24 protein-coding genes are annotated in these 26,406 nt (G+C 73.9%); 8 read left to right on the top strand and 16 right to left on the bottom strand.

Annotated elements, in window-relative coordinates:
- Window positions 1-16: 16 nt before the first annotated feature.
- Window positions 17-2,269 carry a prephenate dehydratase domain-containing protein gene (locus ACTHLI_RS13550; RefSeq protein ID WP_440184637.1) on the top strand — a complete coding sequence of 751 codons (2,253 nt, stop codon included), beginning with the start codon at window positions 17-19 and terminating at the stop codon, window positions 2,267-2,269.
- A gap of 146 nt (window positions 2,270-2,415) precedes the next feature.
- Window positions 2,416-4,038, top strand: coding sequence for a phosphoglucomutase (alpha-D-glucose-1,6-bisphosphate-dependent) (pgm, locus tag ACTHLI_RS13555; RefSeq protein ID WP_440184640.1), 1,623 nt, complete (start codon window positions 2,416-2,418; stop codon window positions 4,036-4,038).
- Window positions 4,039-4,090: 52 nt separating this feature from the next.
- Here pgm and ACTHLI_RS13560 read toward each other — a convergent pair whose 3' ends face one another.
- From ACTHLI_RS13560 to ACTHLI_RS13580, 5 genes are all read right to left on the bottom strand, one after another.
- Window positions 4,091-5,005: a hypothetical protein gene (locus ACTHLI_RS13560; RefSeq protein ID WP_440184642.1), complete on the bottom strand. Its 915-nt coding sequence runs from the start codon at window positions 5,003-5,005 to the stop codon at window positions 4,091-4,093.
- 132 nt (window positions 5,006-5,137) lie between these two features.
- Complete coding sequence (locus ACTHLI_RS13565; RefSeq protein ID WP_440184644.1) at window positions 5,138-5,803, bottom strand: M15 family metallopeptidase; 666 nt, start codon at window positions 5,801-5,803, stop codon at window positions 5,138-5,140.
- Window positions 5,804-6,234: 431 nt separating this feature from the next.
- Window positions 6,235-7,110 (bottom strand): zinc metalloprotease HtpX, encoded by an 876-nt coding sequence (gene htpX / locus ACTHLI_RS13570; protein WP_440184647.1) that lies wholly within the window; start codon window positions 7,108-7,110, stop codon window positions 6,235-6,237.
- A gap of 136 nt (window positions 7,111-7,246) precedes the next feature.
- Complete coding sequence (locus tag ACTHLI_RS13575) at window positions 7,247-8,296, bottom strand: lipoate--protein ligase family protein (RefSeq protein ID WP_440184851.1); 1,050 nt, start codon at window positions 8,294-8,296, stop codon at window positions 7,247-7,249.
- A gap of 17 nt (window positions 8,297-8,313) precedes the next feature.
- Window positions 8,314-9,165, bottom strand: a complete 852-nt coding sequence (locus ACTHLI_RS13580) for an alpha/beta fold hydrolase (protein ID WP_440184650.1) — start codon at window positions 9,163-9,165, stop codon at window positions 8,314-8,316.
- Between the two features lie 73 nt (window positions 9,166-9,238).
- Here ACTHLI_RS13580 and ACTHLI_RS13585 point away from each other — a divergent pair, with 73 nt between their 5' ends.
- Window positions 9,239-10,480 carry an MFS transporter gene (locus ACTHLI_RS13585; RefSeq protein ID WP_440184653.1) on the top strand — a complete coding sequence of 414 codons (1,242 nt, stop codon included), beginning with the start codon at window positions 9,239-9,241 and terminating at the stop codon, window positions 10,478-10,480.
- Window positions 10,481-10,643: 163 nt separating this feature from the next.
- Here the strand turns inward: ACTHLI_RS13585 and ACTHLI_RS13590 are convergent, their stop codons facing one another.
- A complete protein-coding gene (locus ACTHLI_RS13590) occupies window positions 10,644-11,531 on the bottom strand; it encodes an ROK family protein (RefSeq protein WP_440184656.1) in 888 nt (295 codons plus the stop codon).
- A 189-nt stretch (window positions 11,532-11,720) separates the two neighbouring features.
- Between ACTHLI_RS13590 and pgi the strand changes: the two genes are divergently transcribed.
- Entirely contained in the window at window positions 11,721-13,412 is a 1,692-nt protein-coding gene (gene pgi, locus ACTHLI_RS13595) for a glucose-6-phosphate isomerase (RefSeq protein WP_440184659.1), read from the top strand.
- A gap of 161 nt (window positions 13,413-13,573) precedes the next feature.
- Here the strand turns inward: pgi and ACTHLI_RS13600 are convergent, their stop codons facing one another.
- Window positions 13,574-13,762 (bottom strand): hypothetical protein, encoded by a 189-nt coding sequence (locus tag ACTHLI_RS13600; RefSeq protein WP_440184662.1) that lies wholly within the window; start codon window positions 13,760-13,762, stop codon window positions 13,574-13,576.
- A 209-nt stretch (window positions 13,763-13,971) separates the two neighbouring features.
- On the opposite strand from ACTHLI_RS13600, the gene ACTHLI_RS13605 reads away from it, so the two are divergent.
- Window positions 13,972-15,102 carry an ROK family protein gene (locus ACTHLI_RS13605; RefSeq protein ID WP_440184664.1) on the top strand — a complete coding sequence of 377 codons (1,131 nt, stop codon included), beginning with the start codon at window positions 13,972-13,974 and terminating at the stop codon, window positions 15,100-15,102.
- Window positions 15,103-15,108: 6 nt separating this feature from the next.
- On the opposite strand, the gene ACTHLI_RS13610 is transcribed toward ACTHLI_RS13605, so the two are convergent.
- The 4 genes from ACTHLI_RS13610 to ACTHLI_RS13625 all read right to left on the bottom strand — a co-directional run bounded on the left by ACTHLI_RS13610 (window position 15,109) and on the right by ACTHLI_RS13625 (window position 18,107).
- Complete coding sequence (locus tag ACTHLI_RS13610; protein ID WP_440184666.1) at window positions 15,109-16,137, bottom strand: glycosyltransferase family 9 protein; 1,029 nt, start codon at window positions 16,135-16,137, stop codon at window positions 15,109-15,111.
- A gap of 5 nt (window positions 16,138-16,142) precedes the next feature.
- Window positions 16,143-16,730, bottom strand: coding sequence for a YagU family protein (locus tag ACTHLI_RS13615; protein WP_440184669.1), 588 nt, complete (start codon window positions 16,728-16,730; stop codon window positions 16,143-16,145).
- An 88-nt stretch (window positions 16,731-16,818) separates the two neighbouring features.
- The gene (locus ACTHLI_RS13620; RefSeq protein WP_440184671.1) at window positions 16,819-17,469 is read right to left on the bottom strand and encodes a hypothetical protein; all 651 of its coding nucleotides are present in this window, start codon (window positions 17,467-17,469) and stop codon (window positions 16,819-16,821) included.
- A complete protein-coding gene (locus tag ACTHLI_RS13625; protein ID WP_440184673.1) occupies window positions 17,466-18,107 on the bottom strand; it encodes a histidine phosphatase family protein in 642 nt (213 codons plus the stop codon). Before ACTHLI_RS13625 ends, ACTHLI_RS13620 begins: the two co-directional genes overlap by 4 nt.
- Before the next feature lie 70 nt (window positions 18,108-18,177).
- Between ACTHLI_RS13625 and ACTHLI_RS13630 the strand changes: the two genes are divergently transcribed.
- Window positions 18,178-18,375 carry a hypothetical protein gene (locus ACTHLI_RS13630; RefSeq protein WP_440184676.1) on the top strand — a complete coding sequence of 66 codons (198 nt, stop codon included), beginning with the start codon at window positions 18,178-18,180 and terminating at the stop codon, window positions 18,373-18,375.
- Here the strand turns inward: ACTHLI_RS13630 and ACTHLI_RS13635 are convergent, their stop codons facing one another.
- The 3 genes from ACTHLI_RS13635 to ACTHLI_RS13645 are packed head-to-tail and all read right to left on the bottom strand — an operon-like array spanning window position 18,376 to window position 21,916.
- A complete protein-coding gene (locus tag ACTHLI_RS13635; protein WP_440184679.1) occupies window positions 18,376-19,218 on the bottom strand; it encodes a transglutaminase family protein in 843 nt (280 codons plus the stop codon).
- Between the two features lie 29 nt (window positions 19,219-19,247).
- Window positions 19,248-20,174, bottom strand: a complete 927-nt coding sequence (locus ACTHLI_RS13640) for an alpha-E domain-containing protein (protein WP_440184681.1) — start codon at window positions 20,172-20,174, stop codon at window positions 19,248-19,250.
- Window positions 20,168-21,916 carry a circularly permuted type 2 ATP-grasp protein gene (locus ACTHLI_RS13645; RefSeq protein ID WP_440184684.1) on the bottom strand — a complete coding sequence of 583 codons (1,749 nt, stop codon included), beginning with the start codon at window positions 21,914-21,916 and terminating at the stop codon, window positions 20,168-20,170. Before ACTHLI_RS13645 ends, ACTHLI_RS13640 begins: the two co-directional genes overlap by 7 nt.
- A 95-nt stretch (window positions 21,917-22,011) precedes the next feature.
- On the opposite strand from ACTHLI_RS13645, the gene ACTHLI_RS13650 reads away from it, so the two are divergent.
- Window positions 22,012-23,184 carry a sensor histidine kinase gene (locus ACTHLI_RS13650; RefSeq protein WP_440184687.1) on the top strand — a complete coding sequence of 391 codons (1,173 nt, stop codon included), beginning with the start codon at window positions 22,012-22,014 and terminating at the stop codon, window positions 23,182-23,184.
- A complete protein-coding gene (locus ACTHLI_RS13655; RefSeq protein ID WP_440184689.1) occupies window positions 23,181-24,251 on the top strand; it encodes a hypothetical protein in 1,071 nt (356 codons plus the stop codon). The genes ACTHLI_RS13650 and ACTHLI_RS13655 overlap by 4 nt, the downstream gene beginning before the upstream one ends.
- Here the strand turns inward: ACTHLI_RS13655 and ACTHLI_RS13660 are convergent.
- Both ACTHLI_RS13660 and ACTHLI_RS13665 read right to left on the bottom strand, forming a co-directional pair.
- Window positions 24,235-25,644 carry an ATP-binding protein gene (locus ACTHLI_RS13660; protein WP_440184692.1) on the bottom strand — a complete coding sequence of 470 codons (1,410 nt, stop codon included), beginning with the start codon at window positions 25,642-25,644 and terminating at the stop codon, window positions 24,235-24,237. The two genes, ACTHLI_RS13655 and ACTHLI_RS13660, sit on opposite strands and share 17 nt — an antisense overlap.
- Window positions 25,641-26,333, bottom strand: a complete 693-nt coding sequence (locus ACTHLI_RS13665) for a response regulator transcription factor (RefSeq protein ID WP_440184695.1) — start codon at window positions 26,331-26,333, stop codon at window positions 25,641-25,643. The genes ACTHLI_RS13660 and ACTHLI_RS13665 overlap by 4 nt, the downstream gene beginning before the upstream one ends.
- Window positions 26,334-26,406 lie beyond the last annotated feature (73 nt).

Genomic DNA, 26,406 nt, shown 5'->3' on the forward strand with positions numbered 1-26,406 from the left:
CTGGCATCGTTGTGCCGTGGCGGAGTCGATCGAGGGGCTGCTCGTCGTGGTCGGCGCGGCGCTCGGACCGGGCCGCTGGTTCGCCGACCGGCTCGCCGACGGCCTCCGGCCCGCGGTCCTCGTCGACACGGCGGGAGCCGCGAGCGGTTTGCGCGACCGCGACGACGGCGTGACCCTCGTCGCGACGATGGACGACGACGGGGCGTTCACCCGGGTGAGCGACGGCTCACGGATCATGCCGGGCGTCGCCGCGACGGTGGTGGTGGCGGTGCCCGCAGCCGCGGTCCCCGGAGTGCTCGACGCGCTCGCCGTGCACACCGACGACCGGACCGACGTGGTCGTCGTCACGAGCACCATGGGCGGGACGCTCGCCGCCGCCCGGCCGCGCGTCGGCGGCGCCGCGCTGTGGGGCGCCCATCTGCTGTTCGATCCCGGTCTCACCGCCGTCGACGGGCAGAGCGTGTTCGTGACCGGCGACCGCCCGGCGCCCGCCTGGCTCGAGCGGGTCGTCGCGGGGAGCGGCGGTGTGCTGCGCGCCGGCAGCGCGGAGGCGCACGACCGCGCGATGGCCGTCGTCCAGGCGACCACCCACCGGGCGCTCGTCGGCTTCGCCGACGCGGTGACGAGGAGCGAGGTCGACCTCGCGACGCTGTGGCCCCTCCGGACCCCGCTGTTCGACAGCCTGTTCGGCCTCACCACGAGGGCGCTCGACCCGCGGCAGCAGTCCTCGGTCGTGTCCGTGCAGGCGGCGAGCGGCCGGGAGGCGGCCGAGCTGCTCACCGCCTCCCTCCGCGACCTCGAGGTCGAGGACTTCGAGACGTCGCTCGTGCGGGTCCGGGATCGCATCACCGGCGCCCTGTTCGAGGAGCTGCAGGCGTCGGCCGCGGCCGGGATCCAGGCCGCGCAGGCGCGCCGGCGCGACATCTCCCGTCGCCGCCGCGACGGCCGGCTGGTCGGCCTGCGCCGGGTCGGGAGCGCCGGGCCGGTGCACGTCGGCCGCATCGTCGACGTGAGCCCGACGCGGGTCGAGCTCGACGTGCTGCTCGTCGGGCCGCCGGGCCGAGCAGCGCTGCTCGACGGTGCCGGGCTGGACAACGCGCAACGGCTGGGCGTCTCGCTCACGGTGCGACGGCGATCGTTCGGACTCGGCCACATCGAGCTGGTGCCGGAGGCGGAGCTGGCGGTCGTCCTCGACGAGCAGCTCGCCTTCCTCAGCCGGGACGTGCGGTTCCTCGTGCCGGAGTCGGTCGCGGGCAGCGGGGTGACCCGGGTGGTCGCCCAGTTCGGGGGCCTGCGCGACGTGCGCCTCGTCGACGAGGTCGTCCGCACAGGGCAGCGCTCGGTCGTCGTGCACGTGGGGATCCGGGCGGACCGCGATGTCGACGCGACCATCGAGGCGGTCCGTCGCGAGGTCGAGGCCGCGTACGCCTGGCCGGTCGGCATCGCGCGGACCGTCGCGAGCGACGTGGCCGACGTCGCCTACCTCGGCCCCGCAGGCACCTTCTCCGAGGCGGCCGCGCTGCAGTGCGCGACGAGCATCGGGCTGCGGGCGGCGAACCTGCTCGCGCACCGGACGTTCCCGGAGGTGCTCGCGGCGGTGCGCCCCGGCACCATCGCGGTCCTCCCGATCTCGAGCTCCGCCTCCGGGCTCGTGTGGCGGGCGGTGGACGCCCTGCTCGCGCATCACGGCCCCGTCGCCGCGAGCGGCGTCGTCGACGTGGCCGTGCGCTTCGACGCCTACACGGCGAGCGCCGGGCCGCTCGAGTCCTTCCGCGGCGCGACCGTGTACAGCCATCCGCAGGGCCTCGCGCAGTGCACCCGGTTCATCGCGAGGTGGGACCTGCGTCCCGTGCAGACCGATTCGACGGCCGGTGCGCTGGCCCGCGCGCTCGCCTCGGACGGCCGCGCCATCGCGCTCGGGGGCGCCGACCTCGCGACCGGGGACCTCCGGGTCATCGAGCGCGAGGTGGACGACCTCTCCGGCTCCATCACCCGCTTCCTCGTCCTCGGCGCCCCGGGCGAGTTCGCCCCGCAGCGCGACGGTTCCGACCCGACGCTCCGATCCGTCCGGGTCGGCGCGCGCGCCGAGGACGTGCTGCCGCTGCTCACGGGGACGGGCGCCGCGTTCACCGAGCTCCTCACGGACGACGCCGGGCGCTTCCTCCTGATCTCGAGCGACACGGCGCCGGAGGAGCGGCCGGGCCTCCGGCTCCTCGGGACCCTGCCCTGGTCGCCGCGCACCCCAGTCGTCCGGGTCCCCTCCGCCTGACCCGACCCCGGACTCTTCGCGGATCCGGAGTAATTCGCCCACACCCCGCAGCACGGGCACCGCCCTCGGGGTGTCGGCGCGGATCTCCGGATCGGCGAAGGAAGTCCGGATCGGCGAAGTCCAGGGCGGTGCGCCAGGATGACGCCATGAGTTCACGTGCAGGGACGCCGGCGCAGTCGTCCGATCTCATCGATGTCGAGCAGCTCGTCCACGCCTACTGGAACCGGCATCCCGACGTGCAGCAGCCGGACCAGAAGGTGGTGTTCGGCACCTCCGGTCACCGTGGCAGCTCGCTGAACACGGCGTTCAACGACGACCACATCGCCGCCATCACCCAGGCCATCGTCGAGTACCGGGCGGCCCAGGGCACGACCGGGCCGCTCTTCATCGGCGCGGACACGCACGCGCTCTCCGCGCCGGCGCAGACGACGGCGCTGGATGTGCTCGTCGCCAACGGTGTGCGGGTGCTCGTCGACGAGTTCGACGGCTACACCCCGACCCCGGCGGTCAGCCACGCGATCATCCGCTACAACCGCACCGCCGCGGCCGACGACCAGGCGGACGGGATCGTCGTCACCCCGAGCCACAACCCGCCCGCGGACGGCGGCTTCAAGTACAACCCGCACCACGGCGTCCCGGCCGACTCCGACGCGACGAACTGGATCGCGAACCGCGCGAACGAGATCATCGCCGACGGCCTCCGGGCCGTGCGGCGGGCGGAGGCCTCCGCCGTGGAGACCTACGACTTCCGCAAGCACTACGTCGAGGAGCTCGCGGAGATCATCGACATCGACGCGATCAAGCGGTCCGGCATCCGCATCGGTGCGGACCCGCTCGGCGGGGCCTCCGTCACGTACTGGCAGGCCATCGCGGACACCTACGGGCTCGACCTGACCGTCGTGAACCCGGTCGTCGACCCGCAGTGGGGCTTCATGACGCTGGACTGGGACGAGAAGATCCGGATGGACCCGTCCTCCCCCTCCGCGATGGCCTCCGTCGTCGCCCGGGCCGGCGAGTACGACATCCTCACCGGCAACGACGCCGACGCGGACCGGCACGGGATCGTGACGCCCGACGGCGGCCTGATGAACCCGAACCACTACCTCGCGGTCGCGATCCAGTACCTGTTCACGCACCGCCCGGACTGGCCGGCGACCGCGAAGGTCGGCAAGACGCGCGTGTCGTCGTCGATGATCGACCGCGTCGCCGCCTCCATCGGTCGCGAGCTGGTCGAGGTCCCCGTCGGCTTCAAGTGGTTCGTGCCGGGGCTGATCGACGGCTCGGTGGCGTTCGGCGGGGAGGAGAGCGCGGGCGCGAGCTTCCTGAAGCGCGACGGGTCGACGTGGACCACCGACAAGGACGGCATCCTGCTGTGCCTGCTCGCCTCCGAGATCCGCGCGGTCACCGGCCGGTCGCCGAGCGAGCTCTACCGCGACCTGACGGCCGAGTTCGGCGACCCCGCGTACGCCCGGGTCGACGCGGCGGCGACGAAGGCGCAGAAGGCGGCGCTCGGCAAGCTCGACGGCGACGCGGTGACCGCGACGGAGCTGGCGGGCGAGCCGATCGTCGCCAAGCTGTCGAAGGCGCCGGGCAACGGCGCCGCGATCGGCGGCGTCAAGGTGCAGAGCGAGGACGCGTGGTTCGCGGCGCGCCCCTCCGGCACCGAGGACGTCTACAAGATCTACGCCGAGTCCTTCAAGGGCCCGGAGGACCTGAAGGCGGTGCAGGAGGAGGCGCGGCGCATCGTCGACGAGGCCATCGGCGGCTGATGCGGTGATCCCCGACTGATGCGGGACGCATCCGCACCACATCAGTCGGGGATCACCGCACGAGGCGCGAGACTCGGACGCCGGCGCTCGCGAGGATCGAGCCGAGGAGGCGCGCGTCGCGCCCCTCGGCCCATCCCCATCGGGCCCACCCCCGCGTGACCCGGCGGCCGCGGTCCTCCCGCACCTTCTCGTCGTAGGCCTTCTTGCCCGCCCCCATCGGCGCGTACCTCGGATCGAGGTACTTGACGAGGCCGTCGAACTCGCCCGCGACCTCCTCGTCCGGGAAGAAGAAGTCCGTGTCGCCGATCCGGCCGCGACGGTCGAACAGCGGATGCTGGAGCACGGGGTGCAGGCCGAGCCGCCTCACCATCGTCACGCGGCTCACCGACTCGCCTGCGGACTTCCCACCGCCGTCGGCGAACGCCACCACTTCCGCGATGCTGCGCCACGCTCGCCGCGGCCCGGCGAGATCGACCGCGTGGTCGAGCCGGTCGCGGGTGAGCCCGCCCGCGAGCGCGGAGTCCGCGGTGACGACGCCCTCCTCGAACGTCCCTGCGCCGGCGATGTCGACGACGGTCCGTCCGATCGTGGTGACGAGCAGCCCGTGCACCTCCTCGACCTCGCAGTCCTGCAGCGCGAAGACGTGGCCCGCGACGCGATCGAAGCTCCTGAGGCCTGGGGCGGAGAAGGTCACGTGCACCCTCCCGAAACGGTTGCCGAGCGTCGCGCGATCGTGTGCGACGGCCGAGGACCAGTGCGAGAAGACGAGCGGTCGGTCACTCGCGAGCGCGAGGGCGCGCATGCCGATCAGGTGGAGGTCCTGCGCCGATCCACCGGCGAGCGCGTCGGCGGGGACGTAGATCCCCGCGCGGACCCTCCGGAAGCGCCCGCGGGCAGCCTCGCGGGCGGCGGCGCGCTGCTCCCGATCGCCCCGAGCCGCGATCAACTCGATCTCCCAAGCGTTCACGCCGAGCAGCATGGAGCGCCGCCGCCCGCTGCGCTTGTGGAGGGACGGAACGGAGGGCGTGTGCGGTGATCTCCGACTCCTGCGGCGCGAATGGACGCGCATCAGTCGCGGATCACCGCACGAGGGCGGGGGTCAGTAGGTGGGCGCGGGCGGCAGGTCGAAGAACTGCTCGAGCGTCTTCACGCCGCTCTCGTGCATCGCCGTCGCCGCGGGCACCCCGATGTACCGGAAGTGCCACGGCTCGGTCTGGATACCGGTGATCGCGGTGTACCCGAGCGGGTAGCGGAGGATCCAGCCGAAGCGCCACGAGTTCGCGAGCAGCCACTTCGCGGCCGGATGCGACTCGAAGCACACCTCGAGGTCGCAGGAGGTGCCGTCACCGAGGTCGTCGGCGAGCCCCGTCTGATGCTCGCTGTACCCGGGCTCGGCCGTCAGCTCCAGGGTCTTCGCCGACCCGAGCTCGCGGGTGTTGCGGTCGAAGATCGACTTCTGCGTCGCGTAGGAGCGATACGCGGACAGCGAGTACAGCGTGATCCCGTCCTCCTCCTTCGCGTCCTCGAACATCTCCACGAGGGCGTCCGAGGCGACCTTCCGCAGCTGCGGCAGGTTGGTGTGCGGCACCTCGGGGGTGACGAGGTCCGGCGGCACGTAGTCGGCCGGCTGCAGCGGACGGCGCTTGTTGACGATCACCCAGATGCTCGTCGGATCGTCGAGCGAGTGCGCCGACCGGTCGAAGCCGGCCGTCCGCGACCTCGTCGGCGTCGCGGTGGGGGAGGGCGTGCCGGAGGCGCTGGTCACGCTCGGCGACCCGGCTGCCGCGGTGCTCCCCGGGGAGTGCGACGACGCGCACGAGGTGAGGAGCAGAGCGGCCGCGACGGCTGCGACTCCCCCGCTGATGAGACGACTGGGGGAACGGCGGAGCACGCGGCGACCATACTGGCGGCCCGCGGACGGGGGAGCGGCGACAGGCCGCCGAGGCGCCTCGTTCATGGTCGTGGCACCCGGGCCCGGCTCGAGTCGGTCGGCCGGATGGACCGCGTGTTCCGGGTGGTCTCGAGGCTCGCTCCGCTCGCACCTCGACCGGCGGCAGGGGGAGAGCGGGACCGCAGGCCACCTGCCACTGCCTGCTGATCCAGGTGCGGCGAAGCCCAGCCCACACCAATCGCTCCGGGTGGTCTCGAGGCTCGCTCCGCTCGTACCTCGACCGGCGGGAGGGGCGACCCGCTGTCTCAGCGAGGACGCGGGCGCCCCGCCATCGACTCGAGGCGGGCGATGCGCTCCTGCATCGGCGGGTGGGTCGAGAAGAGCCGCCCCACGTCCCGCGCGCGGAAGGGGTTGGCGATCATGAGGTGGCTCGCCGACTGCAGCTGCGGCTCCGGAGCGAGCGGACGCGCCTCCACCCCGCGCTCGAGCTTGCGCAGCGCCGAGGCCAGCGCGAGCGGGTCGCCGGTCAGCTTGGCACCGTCCTCGTCCGCGTCGTACTCGCGCGTGCGGCTGATCGCCATCTGCACCAGTCCGGCGGCGATCGGGCCGAGGATCAGCATGAACAGCGCGCCGATCCCGCCGCCGCCCCGCTCACGGTCGTTCCCGCCGCCTCCGAAGAGCATCGCGCCGTACGCGAGGTACGTGATCACCGAGCTCATCGCCGCGGCCAGGGAGCCCGTCAGCATGTCGCGGTTGTACACGTGCATCAGCTCGTGCCCGAGCACACCCCGCAGCTCCCGCTCGTCGAGGATCTGCAGGATCCCCTCGGTGCAGCAGACGGCCGCGTGCTCCGGGTTGCGGCCGGTCGCGAACGCGTTCGGCGCGAGGGTCGGGGACACGTAGAGGCGCGGCATGGGCTGCCCGGCCCGCTCCGACAGCTCCCGGACGATTCGGTGCATCGCCGGCTGCTCCGCCTCCGTCACGGGCCGCGCCCGCATCGCGCGGATGGCGACGGTGTCGCTGAACCAGTACGAGCCGAGATTGACGGCGAGCGCGATCACCAGCCCGATCGTCAGCGCGGCGAGGTTCCTGCCGAACAGGAGGTAGCTCGCGAGCAGGACGACCCCGCCCAGCAGTCCGAAGAGCAGCGCGGTCTTCAGGCCGTTGTAGTGGCGGTGCATTCGTCCCTTCCGTTCCGCGCCGCGAGCCGACGCGCCGTATCGGTCAGAACACCAGCGTGACGGCCGATCTTCCCCACCGGGGCCCCATCGTCTTGGAGATGGGTAAGAGATCCTTGAGCGCCGCGCCGGGCTCGCGCTACGGCACGCGCTCGAGCCACTCCCTGGTCGAGAACTTCGTCTCCACGAGCCGCTCCGCCGCGGCGAGCTCGGCCTCGGTCAGGTCGCCGCGGGCCGCCCCGGTGAGACGCACGAACGTCTCCTCCATGCGCTCGATGATCGCGGCGCGGGAGAGGCCGCTCTGCTTCCGGAGGGGGTCAACGCGCTTGGCCGCGGAGACCGTGCCCTTGTCGCTCATCTTCTCGCGACCGATCCGGAGCACCTGGACCATCTTCTCGCCGTCCATGTCGTACGACATCGTCACGTGGTGCAGCACCGCACCCGCGCCGAGCCGCTTCTGCGCCGCCCCGCCGATCTTGCCCGCCGGCGAGCTGATGTCGTTGAGCGGCTGGTAGGTCGCGTCGATGCCGAGCGACCGGAGGGCCTGCAGCACCCAGTCGTCGAGGTAGGCGTACGACTCCGCGAACGACATCCCCCGCACGAGGTCGCCCGGCGCGTAGAGCGAGTACGTGACCACGCTCCCCGCCTCCATGAACATGGCCCCGCCGCCGGAGATGCGCCGGACCACGTCGACCCCGTACCGCGCCGCGTTCTCGAGGTCGACCTCGTTCTTCAACGACTGGAAGCTGCCGATCACGACCGCCGGCTCGTCCCACTCCCAGATCCGGAGGGTCGGCTTCCTGCGTCCGGCTCCGACCTCCTCCGTCAGCACCTGATCGAGCGCGAGGTGGACCGCAGGCCGGACGGCCGGCGGGTGCAGCAGCTCCCAGTCGAAGTCGCGCCAGTCGGCGGCGCGCCCGATCGCGCGGCGCACCGCGGTCGCGACGGACTCCGGCGTGAAGCCGAGGAGCACGGCGTCCGGCGGCAGGGCGGCACGGACGGCGGCGGCGATGTCGGCCGCCGATGCCTCGAGCGGCAGGCCCACGACCGCGCGATCGATCGCCTCCAGCGCCTCGTCGGGTTCGAGGAAGAAGTCGCCGGCGAGCCGGAACCGCGCGATCCGCCCCTCCGCCACCCCGAGGTCGACGACCACGAGCTTGCCGCCCGGCACCTTGTACTCGCCGTGCAGCAGGTCGATCCCATCGGTCATGCGCCGCGCTCCTTCAGGACGTGGGTGCGAATCCAGTCGACGAGGTCGGCCACGACCTCGTCCCGGTTGGTCTCGTTGAGCACCTCGTGCCTGGCGCCCTCGTACACGCGGACGGTGACGTCGCGCAGCCCGGACCGCTCCCGGTAGACGCGGGCCAGGCGTTCGACGCTCCGCCTGCCGCCGAGGGTGTCGTCGGAGCCGACCTGCAGCAGGAGGGGGAGCGCGGGCGGCAGATCCCTGGCCGGGCGCCCGAGCAGCCGGAGGGAGTCGCGGATGCCGATCAGCTTCGTCGTCCGCGCCAGGAAGGTCAGCGGGTCCTGCACCCAGGCCTCGGCGACGGCCGGGTCGCGGCTCAGCCACTCCGCGCCCGTCGTGCCGAGCGAACGGTGCCGGCGGTTGAGGTCCCCCGCATCCATGAACCCGGGGAGGCGGTACGCGGTGCCGGTGAGCACGACCCCGTCGTACGCGTCCGGCTCCTGGTTGAGGGACATCTGCGCCATGAGGGAGCCCCAGCTGTGCGCGAGCAGGACGAGCGGGACGCCGGGGAAGCGCGCACGCGTCAGCTCGCGGAAGCGCGAGATCGCCCCGACCGCGGCTCGCAGGCCGCCGGGGCCGAGCCGCCCGAGCTTCGCCGGGTCGCCCCACTGCCGCATGCCGGTCGCACCGTGGCCGCGGTGGTCGTTCGCGACCACGGTGAAACCCGCCCGGTTCAGGTCGGCGGCGACGGCCGCGTACCGGCCGCTGTGCTCGCCGATGCCGTGGCTGATCTGCACCACGGCGGCAGGGGAGTCGACCGGCCACTCGACGGTCTCGATGACGACGCCCTCGTCGTCGGTGAAGGAACCCACGCCCCGATTCTGGTGCGCCGTCGCTGGGCGCGTGCGCCAGATACACAGTCTGGACTGCGTATACTCGACGACGATGAGCGCGGTGACCGGTGCGGGGATGTTCCGCTCCCTCCGTGTGCACGACTACCGCCTGTGGGCCTCCGGTGCGATCGTCTCCAACGTCGGCACATGGATGCAGCGGACGACGCAGGACTGGATCGTCCTCACCCGGCTGACGCACCACGACGCGTTCGCGGTCGGTGTCACCACGGCGCTGCAGTTCGGGCCGCAGCTGTTCCTCTCCCCCGTCACCGGGTACGTGGCGGACCGGGTGCCGAAGCGCACGCTGCTCACCATCACGCAGGCGACCATGGGCATCCTCGGCCTCGGGCTGGGTGTCCTGGTGCTGACGGGCGCGGGCACGCTCCTCGAGGTCTACGGCTTCGCGCTGCTGCTCGGCATCACCGCCTCGTTCGACGCCCCCGCCAGGCAGAGCTTCGTCTCCGACCTGGTCGGACCGGAGGACGTCTCCAACGCGGTCGCCCTCAACTCCGCCTCCTTCAACCTTGCGCGGCTGCTGGGCCCCGCGGTCGCGGGCCTGCTCACGGAGGCGGTCGGCCCGGGCTGGGTGTTCGTGATCAACGCGGCCAGCTTCGCCGCGGTGCTCACCTCGCTGCGCTTCATCCACGCGCCCGCCTTCGACGCGGCGGGACGCCCGCACCGATCCTTCAGCGACATCGGCGAGGGCTTCACGACCGTCGTGCGGCGGCGCGACCTCGCGATCGTCTTCGTCATGGTGGCGGTGCTCGGCACGTTCGGCCTGAACTTCGCGATCTACGCGTCGACGATGGCGGTCCTCTTCGGTCAGGGAGCGACCGGGTACGGGCTCCTGTCCTCCGCGCTCGCGATCGGCGCGGTGACCGGAGCGCTGCTCTCCGCCCGCCGCCCCGCACCGCGGTTCCCGCTGCTCGTGCTCGCGGGCGTGCTGTTCGGCGTCGGCCTGCTGCTCGGATCGGTCGCTCCCTCGTACCTGTGGCTCGCGATCGTGCTGCCGCTCGTCGGGGTGGCCGCCCAGACCTTCATGACCACCGCGAACGGGCTGGTCCAGATGGGGGTCGACCGCGTGGTCCGCGGTCGGGTGATGGCGCTCTACATGGCCACGGTCATGGGCGGCACCGTGCTCGGCGGCCCGCTGATCGGGTGGATCGCGAACGTCCTCGGCCCCCGGGACGGCCTCATCGCCGGTGGACTCGCGGGGCTGGCGACGGCCGCGATCGGCGCGGTCTACCTCCGTCGGCATGCAGGCGAGCCCGCCCCGGAGCTCCGCACGCAGTAGCCCGTGCGCATCGCGGGCCGTCCAGGGCCGCGGTGCGTCCAGCCGCAGCGGGGACGACCCCCCGCCCACACGACCCGACCCACCCACGCGCATCGCGGCCCGTTCAGGGCCGCGGAGCGTCCAGCCGCGCCGCAGCGGCGGCGGCGGCGGCGCGGCAATGAAATCAGAGCAGGTCGGCGGCGAGCGCGAGGGCGCCGATCACGCCGGGGGAGTCCGGCACACCGGGGGCGACCAGTACCTCCGACGGGTCGGACACCGACAGCGCCTTCGGGCCGTAGCCGCGAGCGATCGCCGGGAGGGCGGCTCGCGTCGCCTCGAGCAGGCCGGGGGAGAGCATCACGCCGCCCCCGAGCACGACCTTCTCCGACCCGGTCGTGAGGATCACGCTGTAGGCCATCTGCGCGATGTACGAGGCGAGCACGGCGATGCGGCCCGCGCGCTCCGACTCCGGGAACGAGGACGCGTCCGCACCCCACCTGCCGAGCACCGCCGGCCCCGCGGTCAGGCCCTCGAGGCAGTCGCCGTGGAACGGGCAGTTGCCGGCGTAGTCGTCGTCGGGGTGCCTGCGCACCAGGAGGTGGCCCACCTCCGGCCAGCCGTCGCCGCCGATGGGGCGCCCGTCGACGACGATCCCGACGCCGACCCCGGTCCCGATCGTGGCGTAGGCGAGGGAGGAGGTGCCGCGGCCCGCCCCGTAGCGGAGCTCCCCCACCGCGGCACCGAGGACGTCGCTCACGAACGCCGACGGGGTGCCGCGCGGCACGACGCGGCCGAGCAGGTCGACGTCCGCCCAGCCGGGCTTCGGGGTCGTGGTGATCCAGCCGTACCGGGCGCTGGCGGGGTCCGCGTCCACGGGGCCGAAGGAGGCCAGGCCGATCGCCTCCACGGCATCCTCGGCCCCCGCCTCGGCGATGAAGTCGTGGATCCGACCGATCGTCTCGTCGGCCGTGGTCGTGGGGAAGCGTCCGGTGAGCACCGGGACGTCGGGGGCGTCCGCCCGCGCGGCCGCGCAGACCACCTTCGTGCCGCCCGTCTCGATGCCCACGATCATGCCGAACCCCGTTCCTCCCGCCGCAGCGCGGTCGAGCCCCGAATCTAGCGAGCGCCGGCACCCCCGTGTCGGGCGACGGCGAGCGACCGTGCAGCCTGGGGCACTAGCGTTCGTGAGCGGCGCGGCTCCTCCGGCCCCGCCCCGAAGGCGGGCGGCCACCACAGTTCCGAACGAAAGGTTCGTGCCCCCGTGACGACCTCACCCGTCGACCCCACCACCTCCGGCGCCTGGCAGGCGCTCACCGACCTCGCCGAGGACTTCGCGCCGGACCTCCGCGCCTGGTTCGAGGACGAGGGGCGCGCCGCCCGCTACACCTTCCAGGCCGCCGACCTCACCGTGGACCTCTCGAAGAACCTCGTGACGGAGGAGATCCTCGGGCACCTCCTGGAGATCGCGCGCACCGTCGACGTCGCCGGGCGGTACCGGGCGATGCTCTCCGGCGAGCACATCAACGTCACCGAGGACCGCGCGGTGCTCCACACCGCCCTGCGGCGCCCGGCGGGGGGCGCGCTCGAGCCGGCTGCGCCCCTGACCGTCGACGGCCAGGACGTCGACCACGACGTGCACGAGGTGCTCGCCCGCATCGCGACGTTCGCGGACGCCGTACGGGACGGTTCCTGGACCGGCGTGACCGGCAAGCGCGTCGAGACGGTCGTGAACATCGGCATCGGCGGCTCGGACCTCGGGCCCGTGATGGTCTACGAGGCGCTGAAGCCCTACGTGCAAGCGGGCCTCGAGGCGCGGTTCGTGTCGAACATCGACCCGACCGACCTCTTCGAGAAGACCGCGGACCTCGACCCGGAGACGACGCTGTTCATCGTCGCCTCGAAGACGTTCGGCACCCTCGAGACCCTCACGAACGCGCGGCTCGCCCGCGACTGGCTCTGGAAGGGGCTCGCGGACGCCGGCGCGATCGAGGACACCGACGAGTCGCGCCGCGACGCGGTCTCGAAGCACTTCGTGGCCGTGTCGACCGCGCTCGACAAGGTGGCGGCGTTCGGGATCGACCCCGCGAACGCGTTCGGGTTCTGGGACTGGGTGGGCGGCCGCTACTCCGTCGACTCCGCGATCGGCACGTCGCTCGCGATCACGATCGGGCCCGATCGGTTCGCCGAGTTCCTGGCCGGCTTCCACGCCGTCGACGAGCACATGCGGACCGCGCCGCTCGAGTCGAACGTGCCCGTCCTGATGGGCATGCTGAACGTCTGGTACTCGAACTTCCTCGGCGCGCAGAGCCACGCGGTGCTGCCCTACGCGCAGTACCTGCACCGGTTCCCCGCGTACCTGCAGCAGCTGACGATGGAGTCGAACGGCAAGAGCGTCCGGTGGGACGGCTCCCCGGTCGTCACGGACACCGGCGAGGTCTTCTGGGGCGAACCGGGCACGAACGGCCAGCACGCCTTCTACCAGCTCATCCACCAGGGCACCCGGCTGATCCCCGCCGACTTCATCGCCGTGGCGAACCCCGCGCACCCGCTGCGGGACGGCGACACCGACGTGCACAGCCTCTTCCTCGCGAACTTCTTCGCGCAGACGAAGGCGCTGGCCTTCGGGAAGACGGCGGAGGAGGTCCGGGCGGAGGGGACCGCGGAGGCCGTCGTACCCGCCCGCACGTTCAGCGGCAACCGCCCGACGACCTCGATCCTCGCGCCGGCGCTGACCCCCTCGGTCGTCGGCCAGCTGATCGCGCTCTACGAGCACATCACGTTCGTGGAGGGCACCGTCTGGGGCATCGACTCGTTCGACCAGTGGGGCGTCGAGCTCGGCAAGCAGCTCGCGCTGCAGATCGCGCCGGCCGTCGAGGGCGACACCGAGGCGCTCGCGTCGCAGGACCCGAGCACGAAGTCCCTCATCGCGAAGTACCTCGAGCTCCGGCGGTAGCGCCTCCGGGCGCGTGTCCCGCCCCCCGCCGGAGCAGTTCCCGGAGCACGACAGCAGGACCCTGGAGCATCAGCAGGCCGGGTAAGCCCCCTGGGTCCTGCCGATGGTGCCGGTTCCTGCTGTCGTGCTCCCCAGCGCGGAGCGGTGGTGCGCGGGTCGGCTCAGGCGGCGCGACCCGCGTGGCCGAGGTGCACCTTCGGCGCGTCCACGTCGAGCGGGCGGCGCCGGCTGCGGACGGGCGCGGAGGCGCTCCCCGGCAGTTCGACGCCGGTCCGGTGCGTGCGCGGACCGTGGGCGAGCAGCGGGTTCGTGGCGGTCGCGGTGGCGAACCGGCTCAGGAGGCGGCTCATCGGCCGTCGTGGAACAGCTGGATGGTCAGCGGGGCGTTGAACTGCAGGGCCGAGTAGCGGTCCCAGCGCAGGAACAGCTCGCGGACCAGTTCGGTGATGCGCGTGGTCATGGCTCCCCCTCGGAGTCGTCGATCCGATCTGGATCTCTTCGTATGGTAACTGAACGAACGAAGATGTGCGAGTGTTCCCGTGCGACGTGAGGAGGCCCGATGACGCTGCCCGAACCCCTGGGCGAGACGGCGGCGCGCGCCTTCCGCGCGCTGCTCGACAGCGGCCGCGCCACCCCTCCCGAGCTGGCGGAGGCCCTCGGGGTCACCAAGCAGACGATCTCCGCGGCCGTCGTCGAGCTGGAGGAGCGGGAGCTCGTGGAGGCCGTCGCGGTCCAGCAGGGCCGGACCGGTCGCTCCGCGCTGCGGTACGCGCTGCACCGGCGTGCGGGCTGGGTGGCCGGCATCGATCTCGGCTCGGCACGGCTGCGGGTGGCGGCGGCCCGGCTCGACGGCACGGTCGTGGCCGAGCGACTCGTCCCGAATCCCGCGCCGACCGTCTCGCGCGAGTGGCCCGACCAGCTCGAGCTGGCCGCGCACGCCCTCGCCGACCTCGCCCACGAGCTCTCCGAGTCCGAGGGCGGCCTGCTCGGCGCCGCGATCGCGGTCCCGCGTGCCGTCCCCGTGCGGCAGGACCTCCTCGGCCTCGGCGCGGAGGACGTGGACGTGCGGCTCCTGGCGGCCCTCGCGCCGGTGGCCCCCGCGGCCGTCTGGACCGAGAACGACGTGAACTGCGAGGCGATCGCGCAGCTCGTGTACCGGCCGGGTCCGACCCCGCCGAGCGTGCTCCACCTGCACGTGGGCGCCGGCGTGGGCGTGGCGCTCATCATGGAGGGCACGATCCTGCGCGGGGCGCGAGGCCGCGCGGGGGAGATCAAGGGTCTCGCATCGCCGATCGGGCGCGGCCGGACGGTCGAGGACGCCCTGTCGCTCGCCGGTCTGCTGGAGGCGGCGGGTCACTCGCCCGCCGCGCCGCTGCCCGGGGCGCTCGACGACCTGTTCGCGGCCGCGGCGACCGGGGATCCGGCGGCCGAGGCCGCGCTCGCGGAGGAGGCGACGGGGGTCGCGCTCCTGCTGCGGGATCTCACCGCCCTGGTGGATCCGGATCTCGTCGTGCTCTCCGGCGCCCTCGGCGCACGGCCCGAGCTCCACGACCGCGTCGTCGCCGCGTGCGCGCGGCAGGGCGTCGAACCGGTGCCCGAGCCGGACCCGCTCGGGGATGCGGCTCCCGTGCTCGGCGCGGCGGCGCTGGCCGCGGACCTCGTGCTCGGCGCCCTGGCCCCTCGGGGCTGAGCGGGCTCAGCCGGCCGCGATCAGCCGATCGACCGCGGCGACGACCACGGTCGGCGCCACGGACGTGAGGCACGGATGGCCGGGCACGGGGCAGAGCGTGGCGCGGGTGCCCGCGCAGGGCGCGTCCCGCTGCCCGAGGAGCTCGACCGGCACCCCGTACGGCGCCCAGCGCTCGGGCGGCACGACCGCGGAGAAGAGGCTCACGATGGGTCGGCCGACGGCGGCCGCGAGATGCGCGGGTCCCGTGTTGCCGACCACCACGACGGAGGCGCCCGCGAGCGCGAGCGCCGTGCCGCCGAGGTCGAGCAGGCCGCCGAGGTCGATGCCGTCGCTGCCGGCGACCCGCGCGGTCAGCTCCCGCTCGTGCTCGCCGCCGGTGACCGCGACGGCATGCCCCGCCTCCGCCAGCAGTCGCACGACCTCGGCGAAGTGGTGCGCCGGGTACTCCCTGGCCGGGTACTGCGCGCCGGGATGCACGACGACGTACTCGTCGGGCAGCGCATCGAGCGTCGCGGGTCTCGCCGGAGGGAGCCGCACGTGCAGCCGCCCGTCGTCCTCGTCGGGGAGCGCGTAGCCGGCGAGGCGCACGATAGCGAGGTTCCGCTCCGGCTCGGGGATGTCCTCCGGGAACGTCTCCCCCGGGATCCACCGCTCGTCGAGCAGCCCGGCGGAGGCCTCCACGGACGCGCCGAGGATCCGCGGCACCCCCGCGAGCCGGAGGAGGAGTGCGATCGGCAGCGGCGACTGGTGGAACGACGTGAGGATGATCGCCTCGTCCGGACGGCACTCCTCGACCACGGCGTTCACGTCGGCGACGAGCTCGGCGTCGACGGGCCGGTCCACGGCCGTGATCCACGGGATGCCGACCACCCGCAACTGGTCGATGCCCGGGAGGAGGCGCGCCGCGGACCTCCCCCGCGGCCCGGCCATCATCCACACCTCGGTGTCCTCACGCGCGGCGACGGCGCGCACGGCGGGACCCGCCATGAGCACGTCGCCCATGCTGTCGAGGCGGACGAGGAGCACCCGCCGCACGGGGCTCAGCGCTTCAACGCGGCGCGCGCGGTGTCGGCGAGCTTCGCCGCCGCGTTCGCCCTGGTGTCGGCGTCGGGCACGCCCGCGATCGCGAGCCGGACCGCCTTGCGGATCTGCTCGGCCTCGAGCAGCCAGGCGATGTGCCCCAGGAACTCGGAGGCGTGCTCCTCCGGAGGCAGGTCCTTCGCCGCGGGGCTCAGCCCGAGCTTCGGGAGCACGATCTCGTGCGCGACGACGAAGGCGCCGATGCCGTACGCGGCACCCGCCCAGAGCTTCGTCCTGGGGAGGTACTCGGCCGCGACCGAGTACGCCGCGACGGTGACCACCGAGAAGCCGAAGTGCACGGCGAGCACACCCCAGGGGACCTGGTTGCCGTTGTACTCGTAGGTCGCGCCGTCCGGGTCGACGCCGCGCTGCTTCAGGAAGGTCACGGGCGGCACCTCCCGATCGGGCGTGCGCGGCGGGAACAGGGCCTCCCAGCCCATCTTCACGGCACCGGAGGTGAGCCCGGCGACGACGCCGGCGACCAGCGCGGCGCCCGGGCGGCGGCTCTCCTTGGCGGACAGGTCGAGCAGTCCGAACGGCGTCTTCATGGCTGCATCGTCCCGTGCGCCTGTTACCGCTGTCTGGGAACCGGCTGCAACCCCTTGCGGAGGAGCTCGCACCGGCCCCTCGAGTCGGTCAACCGGGCACGAGGGCGGGCACGAGCACCGCGAGCAGCACCGCGGGCAGGGCCACGAGGGCGAGCCCGGCCGCTGCCGGCGCCGGGCGATCTCGGCGCCGCTCGGCCACGACGAACTCGGCGACCGCGGCCGCGAGCACCACCACGGTGAGCACGCGGACACCCCCGCTCGGTGGGGAACCCGTGAGGAGCCCCCCGATCTGCGTGAACGCCACCGTCCCCCACGGCACGATCCCGAGCACCGCCGACCAGTGCAGGGGGCGCGGATCGCCGCCCGGTCGGTGCAGGGACCGCAGCAGCACGGCGCCACCGCTCGCGGCGTAGACGAGGACGATCGCCACCGCGTCGGCGATCCCGTTCAAGCGGGCGACCAGGACCAGCACGATCGGGCTCGCCGCTCCGAGCGCCCAGGCGACGGCGCCGCCCGCGAGCCGCCCGCGCGCCCGGATCACCGCGACCACCGCGACGAGCGCGGGAGGGATCAGGACCGCGTCCCCGACGCGGAGGTCGGCGATGCGGACGGGACCGCCCGGCAGGACCGCGAACACGGGACGGGCCACCGGCCCGTGCAGCACGGCGACGACGCCGAGCAGCACCGTGACGAGCGCGAGGCCCGCCGAGAGCCACCCGGCACGCCGCGCGTCGTTCACGGCAGCGCGGCGCCCGTCGGGTCGCTCTCGGCCGCCGGGATGCGGCGGTCGGTCCACCGGTCGACCAGCCAGTCGCCCTCGACGCGGTCGAGGATCACCACCCCGGTGTTCGGCAGCCCGTGCTCGGCGCCGAAGTCGTCGGGCACGTTGACGGCCCGAGCCGACGCCCACGCGCGGATCGCGGCGCCGTGGCTCACGCAGAGCACCGAGTCCGCGCCGTCGAGCGCCGCGGCGATCGCCCGGTCGAAGCGCTCGAAGAACGTCTCCCCCGTCTCCGGTGCGCCGGGCACCGTCGCGGCGAGATCACCGGTCGCCCAGGCGAGCACCGTCCCGAGGTAGCGCAGGTGCGCCTCGCGGTCGGCGCGCAGCTCGAGCTCGCCCGCGAGGACCTCGCGCAGCCCCGCGTCCGTGGCGAGGTCGAGACCCCGCGCCGCCGCGATGGGGGTCGCGGTCTGGACGGTGCGGGCGAGCGGGGACGCGACCACCCTGTCGATGCGCTCGTCGGCGAGGACACCGACCAGCGCATCGGCCTGCCGCCGCCCGGTGGGCGTCAGCTCCGCGCCCGGGATCGCCGTGTCGAGCAGCCCCTGCACGTTCGACCGGGTCTCACCATGACGGACCAGGATCACGCGGCTCATGCCGCCATCCTTCCCGAACAGTCGTGCACACCCGCTGCGCGCATCCGGATCGCGCGCGTACCGTGCCGCCATGGACAGCGACGTCATCGGCAGCTCGAACCCCGGCCCCGAGGAGGGTGAGCCCCGCTCGCCCGGGCAGGGCACGGAGGATCCCGGTCCCGGCGGGGAGATCCCCGGGCGCGGCTCGTCGAACCCCGGGCCCGCGGAACCGGACGAGGTGGAGGAGCCGGGGCGGGGATCCGAGAACCCGGGTCCGGAGGAGGACTGATCACGCCTCCCGCGTGATCTCCACCTCCACGAACAGCCGGCTGCCGAACGGCCCGGCGTAGATCCCGCGGAGCGGCGCCACGTCGCCGTAGTCCCTCCCCCTGCCCACGAGCACGTGCCGCTCGCCGATCGGGAGGTCGTTCGTCGGGTCGAAGCCGTGCCACGAGCCGCAGAACCACTCGACCCACGCGTGGGACTCACCCGTCACGGGGACGCCGACCGGGAAGGCCGGGTCGGGGTGGAGGTAGCCCGAGACGTACCTGGCCGGCACGCCGATCGCCCGCAGCGCACCGATCGCGATGTGCGCGATGTCCTGGCACACACCGCGGCCGTGCGCCCACGCCTCCTGCGCGGTGGACTGCACCCCGGTGACGCCGGCCATGTAGACGATGCGGCGGTGGATCTCCCGGCAGACCTCGAGCGCGGCGGCGCAGGGAGCGAGGTCCGCGGCCGCCGCTCGGGCGAGCTCCACGACCTCCGCCGGCGGCTCGGTCGACACGGTCTGCTGGAGCTGCTCGACGGTCTCGACGGACGACTGCGCGGCCCGCGCGAGCTCCTCCCAGGTCAGCGGGGCCGAGCGGTGCTCCTCGCGCCGCACCTCCACGAGGCTCGTCGCCGTGAGCGAGAGCTCCCGATGAGGCGTGAGGATCTCGAACGAGTTCACGCGGGTGCCCCAGTAGTCGACGTACCCGTGCGACGAGGAGATGGGGGAGATCTCGAGATGCGAGGCGAGCACGAACTGGCCGTCGTCGCTGCCGGGAAGCATCCTGGCCTCGTTGTACGACTGGGTGACCTCACCGCCGTAGTGATAGCCGGTCGCATGCCTGACCCGGAGTCGGCTCATGCCGCACCACGCATCCTTCTCGCCACGGCTCAGAACTCCCCGACCCACACGGGCGTCGCGTTCGTCGGGAAGTAACGCTGCCGGATCGCCTCCGACGCCGCGGAGGTCGCGCCCTGCACCGCCTCCATCTGCACCCCGAGCTGCGCCAGGATCTCGTCGATGGGGCGGTACTCGAGCTCGGAGCGGATCTGGCCGAGCACCCGGAGCGCGCGATCGGAGGTCCCGACGCGCTCGTTGCGCGGCTCCAGCTGCCGGAGGCACGACTCCGCCCGCTGGATCGAGAACAGGATCGAGCGGGGGAACAGCCGATCCACCGCGAGGAACTCGGCCGCGTTCTGCGCCGACGGGTTGCCACGGTAGGTCCGGAGGTAGGCCTCGTAGCCGCCGCACGAGCGCAGCAACGTCGTCCCGCTCGGGCCGTTGTTGCCGGTGGGGGCATGGGTCGCGAGCAGCCGGGCCGTCATGTCGGCGCGCTCGATGCTCCGGCCGAGGGTGAAGAACTGCCACGCGTCGTCACGGCTCGTCGCGCTCTCGATGATGCCGACGGCGAGCGCCGTGCGCTCCCGCACCCAGGCGAAGTACTCGGCCACGTGGGCAGGCGATACCTGCCGCGGCATGCGCGACCTGGTGGTGTTCAGGCACTCCCAGAGCTCGGTGCTCACGATCTCCCGCGCGCGTCTCGCGTTCTCCCGCGCCGCGGTGAGCGAGTACGCGATCGACGCGGGATGGGTGCGGTCGATGGCGAGGACCGCGAGGACGTCGCCCCGGCGGAGGGGGCCGTCGGCGGGGGGCGGGGAGCCCATCACCGCGAGCAGCGCCCTGCAGGCGGTGTCCTCGTCGACCCACGGGTCCTCGAGCAGCAGCTGCAGGTGCACGTCGAGGATGCGGGCGGTGCCGTCGCCGCGCTCGATGTACCGCCCGATCCAGAACAGGCTCTCCGCGATCCGGCTCAGCACGGGGCGCCCTCGTCCGTGGCGTTCGGGGTGGTCTCGAGGCTCGGGGTCTCGAGGCTCGGGGTGGTCTCGAGGCTCGCTCCGCTCGCACCTCGACCGGCGGAGGGCATCGACTGCTGCTGTTGCTGCTGCTGCTCGCCGGTGTCGTCGACGACGTCGAGCGGCGCGCGATCGGGCTCGTGGGACGGGGGCTCGGCGATCCGCTCGGCCCGGTCGTGGGCCGCCTGGCCGCGCACGATCGCGCCCACGGACCGCTCCTGCTGGATCGGTCCCGACCCGATGACCCAGGTGTCCTTCGAACCGCCGCCCTGGCTCGAGTTGACGACCAGCTGCCCCTCCGGCAGCGCGACCCGGGTGAGGCCGCCCGGCAGCACCCACACGTCGCGCCCGTCGTTCACGGCGAACGGCCGCAGGTCGGCGTGCCGCGGGCGCACCCCCTCCTCCACGAGGGTCGGGATCGTCGAGAGCTGCACGACCGGCTGCGCGATCCAGCCCCGCGGATCGGCGATCAGCGTCCGGCGCAGCGCGTCGAGCTGCGCGGTCGTCGCCATCGGCCCGACGACGAGCCCCTTGCCTCCCGAACCGTCCACGGGCTTCACCACGAGCTCGTCGAGCCGGTCGAGCACCTCCGCGAGTGCCTCCGGCTCCTCGAGGCGCCAGGTGTCGACGTTCCGCAGCCTCGGCTCCTCGCCCAGGTAGTAGCGGATGAGGTCGGGCAGGTAGGTGTAGACGAGCTTGTCGTCGGCGACCCCGTTGCCGACCGCGTTGGCGATCGTGACGTTCCCCAGCCTGGCGGCGAGCATCAGGCCGGGGGAGCCGAGCAGCGAGTCGGCACGGAACTGCAGCGGGTCGAGGAACTCGTCGTCGACCCGGCGGTAGATGACGTCGACCCGGGTCGGGCCCGCGGTCGTCCGCATCCACACGCGACCGCCCGAGCAGAACAGGTCGCGCCCCTCCACCAGCTCCACGCCCATCAGGCGCGCGAGGAGGGTGTGCTCGAAGTAGGCCGAGTTGTACACGCCGGGGGTGAGCACGACGACGGTCGGATCGTCGATCCCGGGAGGCGCGGCGGCGCGGAGGGCCTGCAGCAGCCGCCGTGGGTACTCGCCGACCGGTCGGATGCGCATCTGGACGAACAGCTCCGGCAGCGTCTGCGCCATCACCCGCCGGTTCGAGATGACGTAGCTCACGCCCGACGGCACGCGCACGTTGTCCTCGAGCACCCGCCAGTCGCCGTGCTCGTCGCGGATCAGGTCGATCCCCGACACCTGGATCCGCACCCCGTTCGCCGGCACGACCCCGGCCGCCTGCCGGTGGAAGTGGGAGGAGGAGCTGATCAGCGCCGCCGGGACGACCCCGTCGCGCACGGCCGCCTGCGGCCCGTACACGTCGGCGAGGAACGCCTCGAGCGCCCGGACCCGCTGCTGCACACCGGCCTCGACGAACGCCCAGTCGTCCGCCTCGATCACCCGCGGCACCGCGTCGAGGGGGAACGGGCGCTCCTCGCCCGCGAAGTCGAAGGTGACGCCCTGCGCGAGGTACGAGTCGGCGAGCGCCGCGGTCCGCCCCCGCAGCTCCGCCTGGGTCATGGTGGCGAGCGCGCCGTGCACCTCCCGGTACGGAGCGCGGGGCACCGCGTCGGCCGTGGTCATCGGCAGCTCGGCGAACATCTCGTCGAACGGCCCGGTCGCGCCGGGCGCGGAGGGGCTGCCCGTGCGCGCGTACCCGTCGAAGAGGTCCGCCATGACCGCAGCGTAGCCAGGGCCGTGTTCCGGGCTTGTTACAGGTGTCGGGGCCGTCGACCGCCGTCCGGACCGGCCCTGGCAATACGATCGCGCCCATGTCGGGCCCGCCGTGGAGCGCGCGCCGCGCGCTGTCGGACGGGCTGCGCGCTGCGGGCCTCTGGTACGGGGGCGCCGTCCTGCTGCTCGCGTGGGGCGCCACCGCGGTCCTCGGCGCCGCGCCGCCGACGCTCGGGCTGCTCGCCGTCACGTCCGCGGTCGTCGCCGCGGGGGGCCTGCTGTTCCTGCTGCCGGTGTCCCGGCCGGCGGGCGCCGTCATCGTGCTCGCCGCGGTCGTCGTCATGGCCGCGGGCTTCGCGGCGTCCCTGGTGGTCCTCGCACGGTCGTCGGTGCCGCTGACCAGCACCGCCGGGTTCCCGCTGTCGCCGATGAAGAGCGCGATGCTGGCGTTCGCGGTGAACGCGGGCAGGCGCAGGGCCCCGCTGACCGCCGGGCTCGCTCTCGTGGCGGTCAGCGAGACGCTGTGCGCCATCGCCGGCCCCGCGCTCGGCGTGCGGTGGGGGTTCGACCTGCCGGAGGCGGCGACCCTCGCGCTCGTCGCCCTGGCCTCGACGGGGTTCCTCATCGCCGGGCGCCGCACGGAGCAGCCGAGGCGCGCGTCGCGGGCGGCCGCGGGGGAGGAGGCGCTCACCCGCACCAGGTCGATCGCCCGGTCGCGGGCGGCGGCGGTCGTGCACGACACGGTGCTCGGGGACCTCGCGGCGATCGCGGCGACGGGACCCGGCCGGCTCCCTCCCGCCGCCGTCGGCCGGCTGGAGCGCACGCTCGAGCTGCTCGCCTCGCCGGACTGGGCCGCTCCGGCCGCCTTGCCGGAGTCGATCGGCGGCCCAGTGCTCGCCGCCATCGCACGCCGGGAGGCCGACGGCCTCGTCGTGCGGCTCGACGGCGAGCTGACCGAGCTCCGCGGGCTCGGCACGGAGGTCGAGCAGGCGCTGGCCGCCGCGATCGAGCAGTGCCTCGTGAACACCGCCAAGCATGCGGGGACGGAGATCGCGGACGTGACCGTGCTCGCGGACCGGGACGGGCTGACCGTCATGGTCGCCGACGCGGGATCGGGGTTCGATCCCGACGCCGTGGACCGCAACCGGCTCGGGATCAGCACCGCCGTGCGCGCGCGCATCGCGGAGGTCGGCGGCACCGTCAGGGTCTTCGCCCAGCCGGGCGTCGGGACGACCGTGCTGCTCACCGTGCCGAAGGGCGCCGGCGCATGAGCCTCGCCGCCCGAGACCCCCTGCTGCTCGGCGCTCCCGCGCCCGTGCTCGCCGCGGGCGGTGCCGCCGTCGCGGCCGTGGTCGCTGCCGTCGCGACCGTCCAGGGTCGCGCGCAGATCGCCTCCTGGCCGATCGAGGCGGCAGCGCTCGCCGCCCTCGTCGCCGCGGGCGTCGTCGTCGTGCGGTTCGCCAGCCCGTTCCGGGCGCCGTTCCGCGCCCGGTCGCACATCGCCGTGCTCGCCCTCGTGCTGCTCGCCGCGGTGCTCGACGAGGCGGCGCAGATCGGGCGGGACGTCCTGATCCACGACGACTGGGGCCTCGTCGTCGTGCCCGTCTTCCTGCTCGTCCTCGCCACGCTGCGACCCCCGGGGGAGGTCCTCGTCGGCGGGCTGGTCGCGACCGCGGTCATCACCCTGACCGTGCTCGTGCTCTCCCCCTTCCTCCTCGCGCCCCTGCCACCGCTCGCCAGGGTCGCGATCACGATCACGCAGGTGCTCCCGCCCGCGCTCGCGGCCGCCGCGCTCGCCCGGATCACGGTGCGCAGGCTGGAGGTGCCCCACGCCTCCCCCGAGCCGGTGCCCGACCCGACGCTGTCGGTGCAGCAGGAGGCGATCGCTCGGCTCGAGGCCGAAGCGATCCCGCTGCTGTCGGCACTCGCGCGGACCGGCACCGCGTCGCCCGCGCAGGCGGACCGGGCGCGCGCGATCATGACCGAGCTGCGGGCGGCGCTGGTGGCGGACCTGGCCAGGGGCTGGCTCGCGGAGGCGGGCTTCGGGGTCGACGACCCGGACGCCTACGCCGAGCGGATGACGCCCGAGCAGCGCACCGCGCTGCGCACGACCGTCGCGAGCCTGCCGCTCGCCGACTTCGAGCGGCCGGGGACCGCTTCCGTGCGCGGGCAGGACCGCGAGGCGCGCCTGGTGCTGGACCTGCCCGTCGCCGCGCGGCCGCGCCGCACCCGGGTCGCACCGCTCGTGCCGCTGCTGCGCACCGCGTTCCCGCGGGCCGACCTGCGGATGGACGACGCGCACGTCCTCGTGGAGGTGGCCTTCACCGTGCCGCGGTGAGCGCCGCCTCCTGCTCCTGCACGTGAGCACGGTCGGGCGGTGCGACGGGCAGCCGCAGCACCAGGACGGCGCCGGGCAGGTCCCCGTCGACGGGGTCGGCGCAGACGAGCGAACCGCCGTGCGCCTCGAGCAGGCCGCGGGCGATCGGCAGGCCGAGCCCCGCACCGCCCCGCGCGGCCGAGCGCGCCGGGTCGAGCCGGACGAGGCGGTCGAACACGACCTCCCTGGCCTCCGGCGGGATGCCGGGGCCGTCGTCGGAGACCCGCACCACCGCCTCTCGCCCCTGAAAGGCGGCGCGGAGGCGGACGCGGCCCGCGCCGGCGGCAGCGGCGTTCGCGATGAGGTTCGCGAGCACCTGCTCGATCCGGCCGGGATCGACGGCGACGGTCGCGTCGATCCCGGACACGTCGACCTCCGGTGCGTCGCGTCGGGCGGTGACCCGCTCGGCCGCGTCGGTGAGGACCGCCAGGATCGACCGCGGCACCGTCTCGACGGTGAGCTCACCGAGCCGCGAAACGAGCAGCAGGTCCTCCACGAGCCGTCCCGCGCGGCGCGTCTCGCGCACCAGCTGGACGAGCACCCGGTCGCGCTCGGCGTCGTCGACGGGATCCCGGATGAGCCGCTCCGCCCCCGCGGACAGCGCCGCGATCGGCGTCCGCAGCTCGTGGGAGGCGTCCGAGAGGAAGCGGGCGAGTCGATCGGCCGCCTCCGCCGCTCGGTGCTCGGCCCCCTCCAGCTCCTCGAGCATCGCGTCGAACTGTGTCGCCGCGCGCCCGAGGTCCGTGCCGGGGTCCTTCGGCGCGAGCCGCCTGCCCCTGCCGCCGGCCGCGGTCTCGCGGGCGGCGCGGGTGAGCTCGCCGAGCGGGCGCATCGCGCGCCGCAGCACGACGGGCAGCAGGAGCGCCGCGAGGACCACCGCCGCCGCGCTCGCGATCGACATGATGAGGCGCACCCTGGCGAGCTCCGCGTCGATCTGCCTCGCGTCGGCGGTCAGGACGAGCGTGACGCCGGGCCGGATGGTCTCCCGCGCCACCAGCAGGCCGCCCTCCTCCGTCACGGTCGCCGTCGCCGAGCCGGGGGCGGCCGCGGGCGGGCGGGGCCTCCCCTGCCTCGGCTCGCCGGGCTGCGGGACGCCGACGACCGCGCTGCCGCCGGATCGGTAGGTGATGCGCGCCTCGATGCCCGGCATGCTCAGCCGGTCCGCGAGGGACTGGTCCGACAGCCCGGTCAGGGCCCCCGCGAGGGAGGCCACCGACTCGAGGCGCTGCCGCTGCTCCGCCTTCAGCACGGCGGCGAGCGTCAGGTCGACGCCGACGCCCACGACGAGGAGCAGCAGGGCCAGCACCGCGACGGACCAGAGCACCACCCGGCGCCGGAGGGACGGGGTCCTCACGCCGCCCTGACCTTCTCGACCGGCCGCAGGACGTAGCCGAACCCGCGGACCGTGTGCAGGATCCGCGGGCCGTGCTCCTCGAGCTTCCGGCGGAGCGCGCTGACATGCACCTCGACGAGGTTCGCGTCGTAGTCGTCGTACCCCCACACCTGCGTGAGCAGCTGTGTCTTCGACAGGATCCGGCCGCGCTCGTGCGCCAGGTAGGCGAGCAGCCGGTACTCGGTGGCGGTGAGGTCGAGGAGGACGCCGGCGCGCACCACCGCGGTGCCGCCCTCGTCGATCGTGAGATCACCGAGGTCGAGGGTCGCAGGCAGCCGGCCCAGTCGGCGCAGCACCGCCCGGACCCTGGCGATCAGCTCCTCCACGATGAACGGCTTGACGACGTAGTCGTCGGCTCCTGCGTCGAAGCCCGCGAGGCGGTCCGCGGCCGTGTCGCGCGCCGTCAGGAAGATCACGGGCACGTCGCGATCGCGTCGCAGCACGCGCGCGAGCCCGAAGCCGTCGGCGGGGCCGGGCAGGGAGACGTCGAGGAGCACGAGGTCCGGCAGGAAGTCGGCCGAGACGGCCGCGATCCCGGTGCCGTCCTCGACCCCGCGCACCACGAACCCGTCGTGCGCGAGCGCGGCCAGCACCGACTCCCGGATGAGGGCGTCGTCCTCGACGACGAGCACCCGGGCGCAGGAGGACATCCCTCGACCCTCGGGGCACGGCCTGAAGCGGACCTGAAGCGGACCCGATGGATCCACCCTGAGGCGGGGCTGA

Source organism: Amnibacterium sp. (assembly GCF_051956055.1).
Lineage (GTDB): Bacteria > Actinomycetota > Actinomycetes > Actinomycetales > Microbacteriaceae > Amnibacterium.

What these genes read in the sequence shown, in the direction of transcription:
- ACTHLI_RS13590 (WP_440184656.1), bottom strand. Translation starts at nt 11,531, where the DNA reads ATGATCGTGGGCATCGAGACGGGCGGCACGAAGGTGGTCTGCGCGGCC.
- ACTHLI_RS13625 (WP_440184673.1), bottom strand. Translation starts at nt 18,107, where the DNA reads ATGAGCCGCGTGATCCTGGTCCGTCATGGTGAGACCCGGTCGAACGTG.
- pgm (WP_440184640.1), top strand. Translation starts at nt 2,416, where the DNA reads ATGAGTTCACGTGCAGGGACGCCGGCGCAGTCGTCCGATCTCATCGAT.
- ACTHLI_RS13605 (WP_440184664.1), top strand. Translation starts at nt 13,972, where the DNA reads ATGACGCTGCCCGAACCCCTGGGCGAGACGGCGGCGCGCGCCTTCCGC.
- ACTHLI_RS13585 (WP_440184653.1), top strand. Translation starts at nt 9,239, where the DNA reads ATGAGCGCGGTGACCGGTGCGGGGATGTTCCGCTCCCTCCGTGTGCAC.
- ACTHLI_RS13645 (WP_440184684.1), bottom strand. Translation starts at nt 21,916, where the DNA reads ATGGCGGACCTCTTCGACGGGTACGCGCGCACGGGCAGCCCCTCCGCG.
- ACTHLI_RS13655 (WP_440184689.1), top strand. Translation starts at nt 23,181, where the DNA reads ATGAGCCTCGCCGCCCGAGACCCCCTGCTGCTCGGCGCTCCCGCGCCC.
- ACTHLI_RS13615 (WP_440184669.1), bottom strand. Translation starts at nt 16,730, where the DNA reads ATGAAGACGCCGTTCGGACTGCTCGACCTGTCCGCCAAGGAGAGCCGC.
- ACTHLI_RS13600 (WP_440184662.1), bottom strand. Translation starts at nt 13,762, where the DNA reads ATGAGCCGCCTCCTGAGCCGGTTCGCCACCGCGACCGCCACGAACCCG.
- ACTHLI_RS13650 (WP_440184687.1), top strand. Translation starts at nt 22,012, where the DNA reads ATGTCGGGCCCGCCGTGGAGCGCGCGCCGCGCGCTGTCGGACGGGCTG.
- ACTHLI_RS13630 (WP_440184676.1), top strand. Translation starts at nt 18,178, where the DNA reads ATGGACAGCGACGTCATCGGCAGCTCGAACCCCGGCCCCGAGGAGGGT.
- htpX (WP_440184647.1), bottom strand. Translation starts at nt 7,110, where the DNA reads ATGCACCGCCACTACAACGGCCTGAAGACCGCGCTGCTCTTCGGACTG.
- ACTHLI_RS13635 (WP_440184679.1), bottom strand. Translation starts at nt 19,218, where the DNA reads ATGAGCCGACTCCGGGTCAGGCATGCGACCGGCTATCACTACGGCGGT.
- ACTHLI_RS13665 (WP_440184695.1), bottom strand. Translation starts at nt 26,333, where the DNA reads ATGTCCTCCTGCGCCCGGGTGCTCGTCGTCGAGGACGACGCCCTCATC.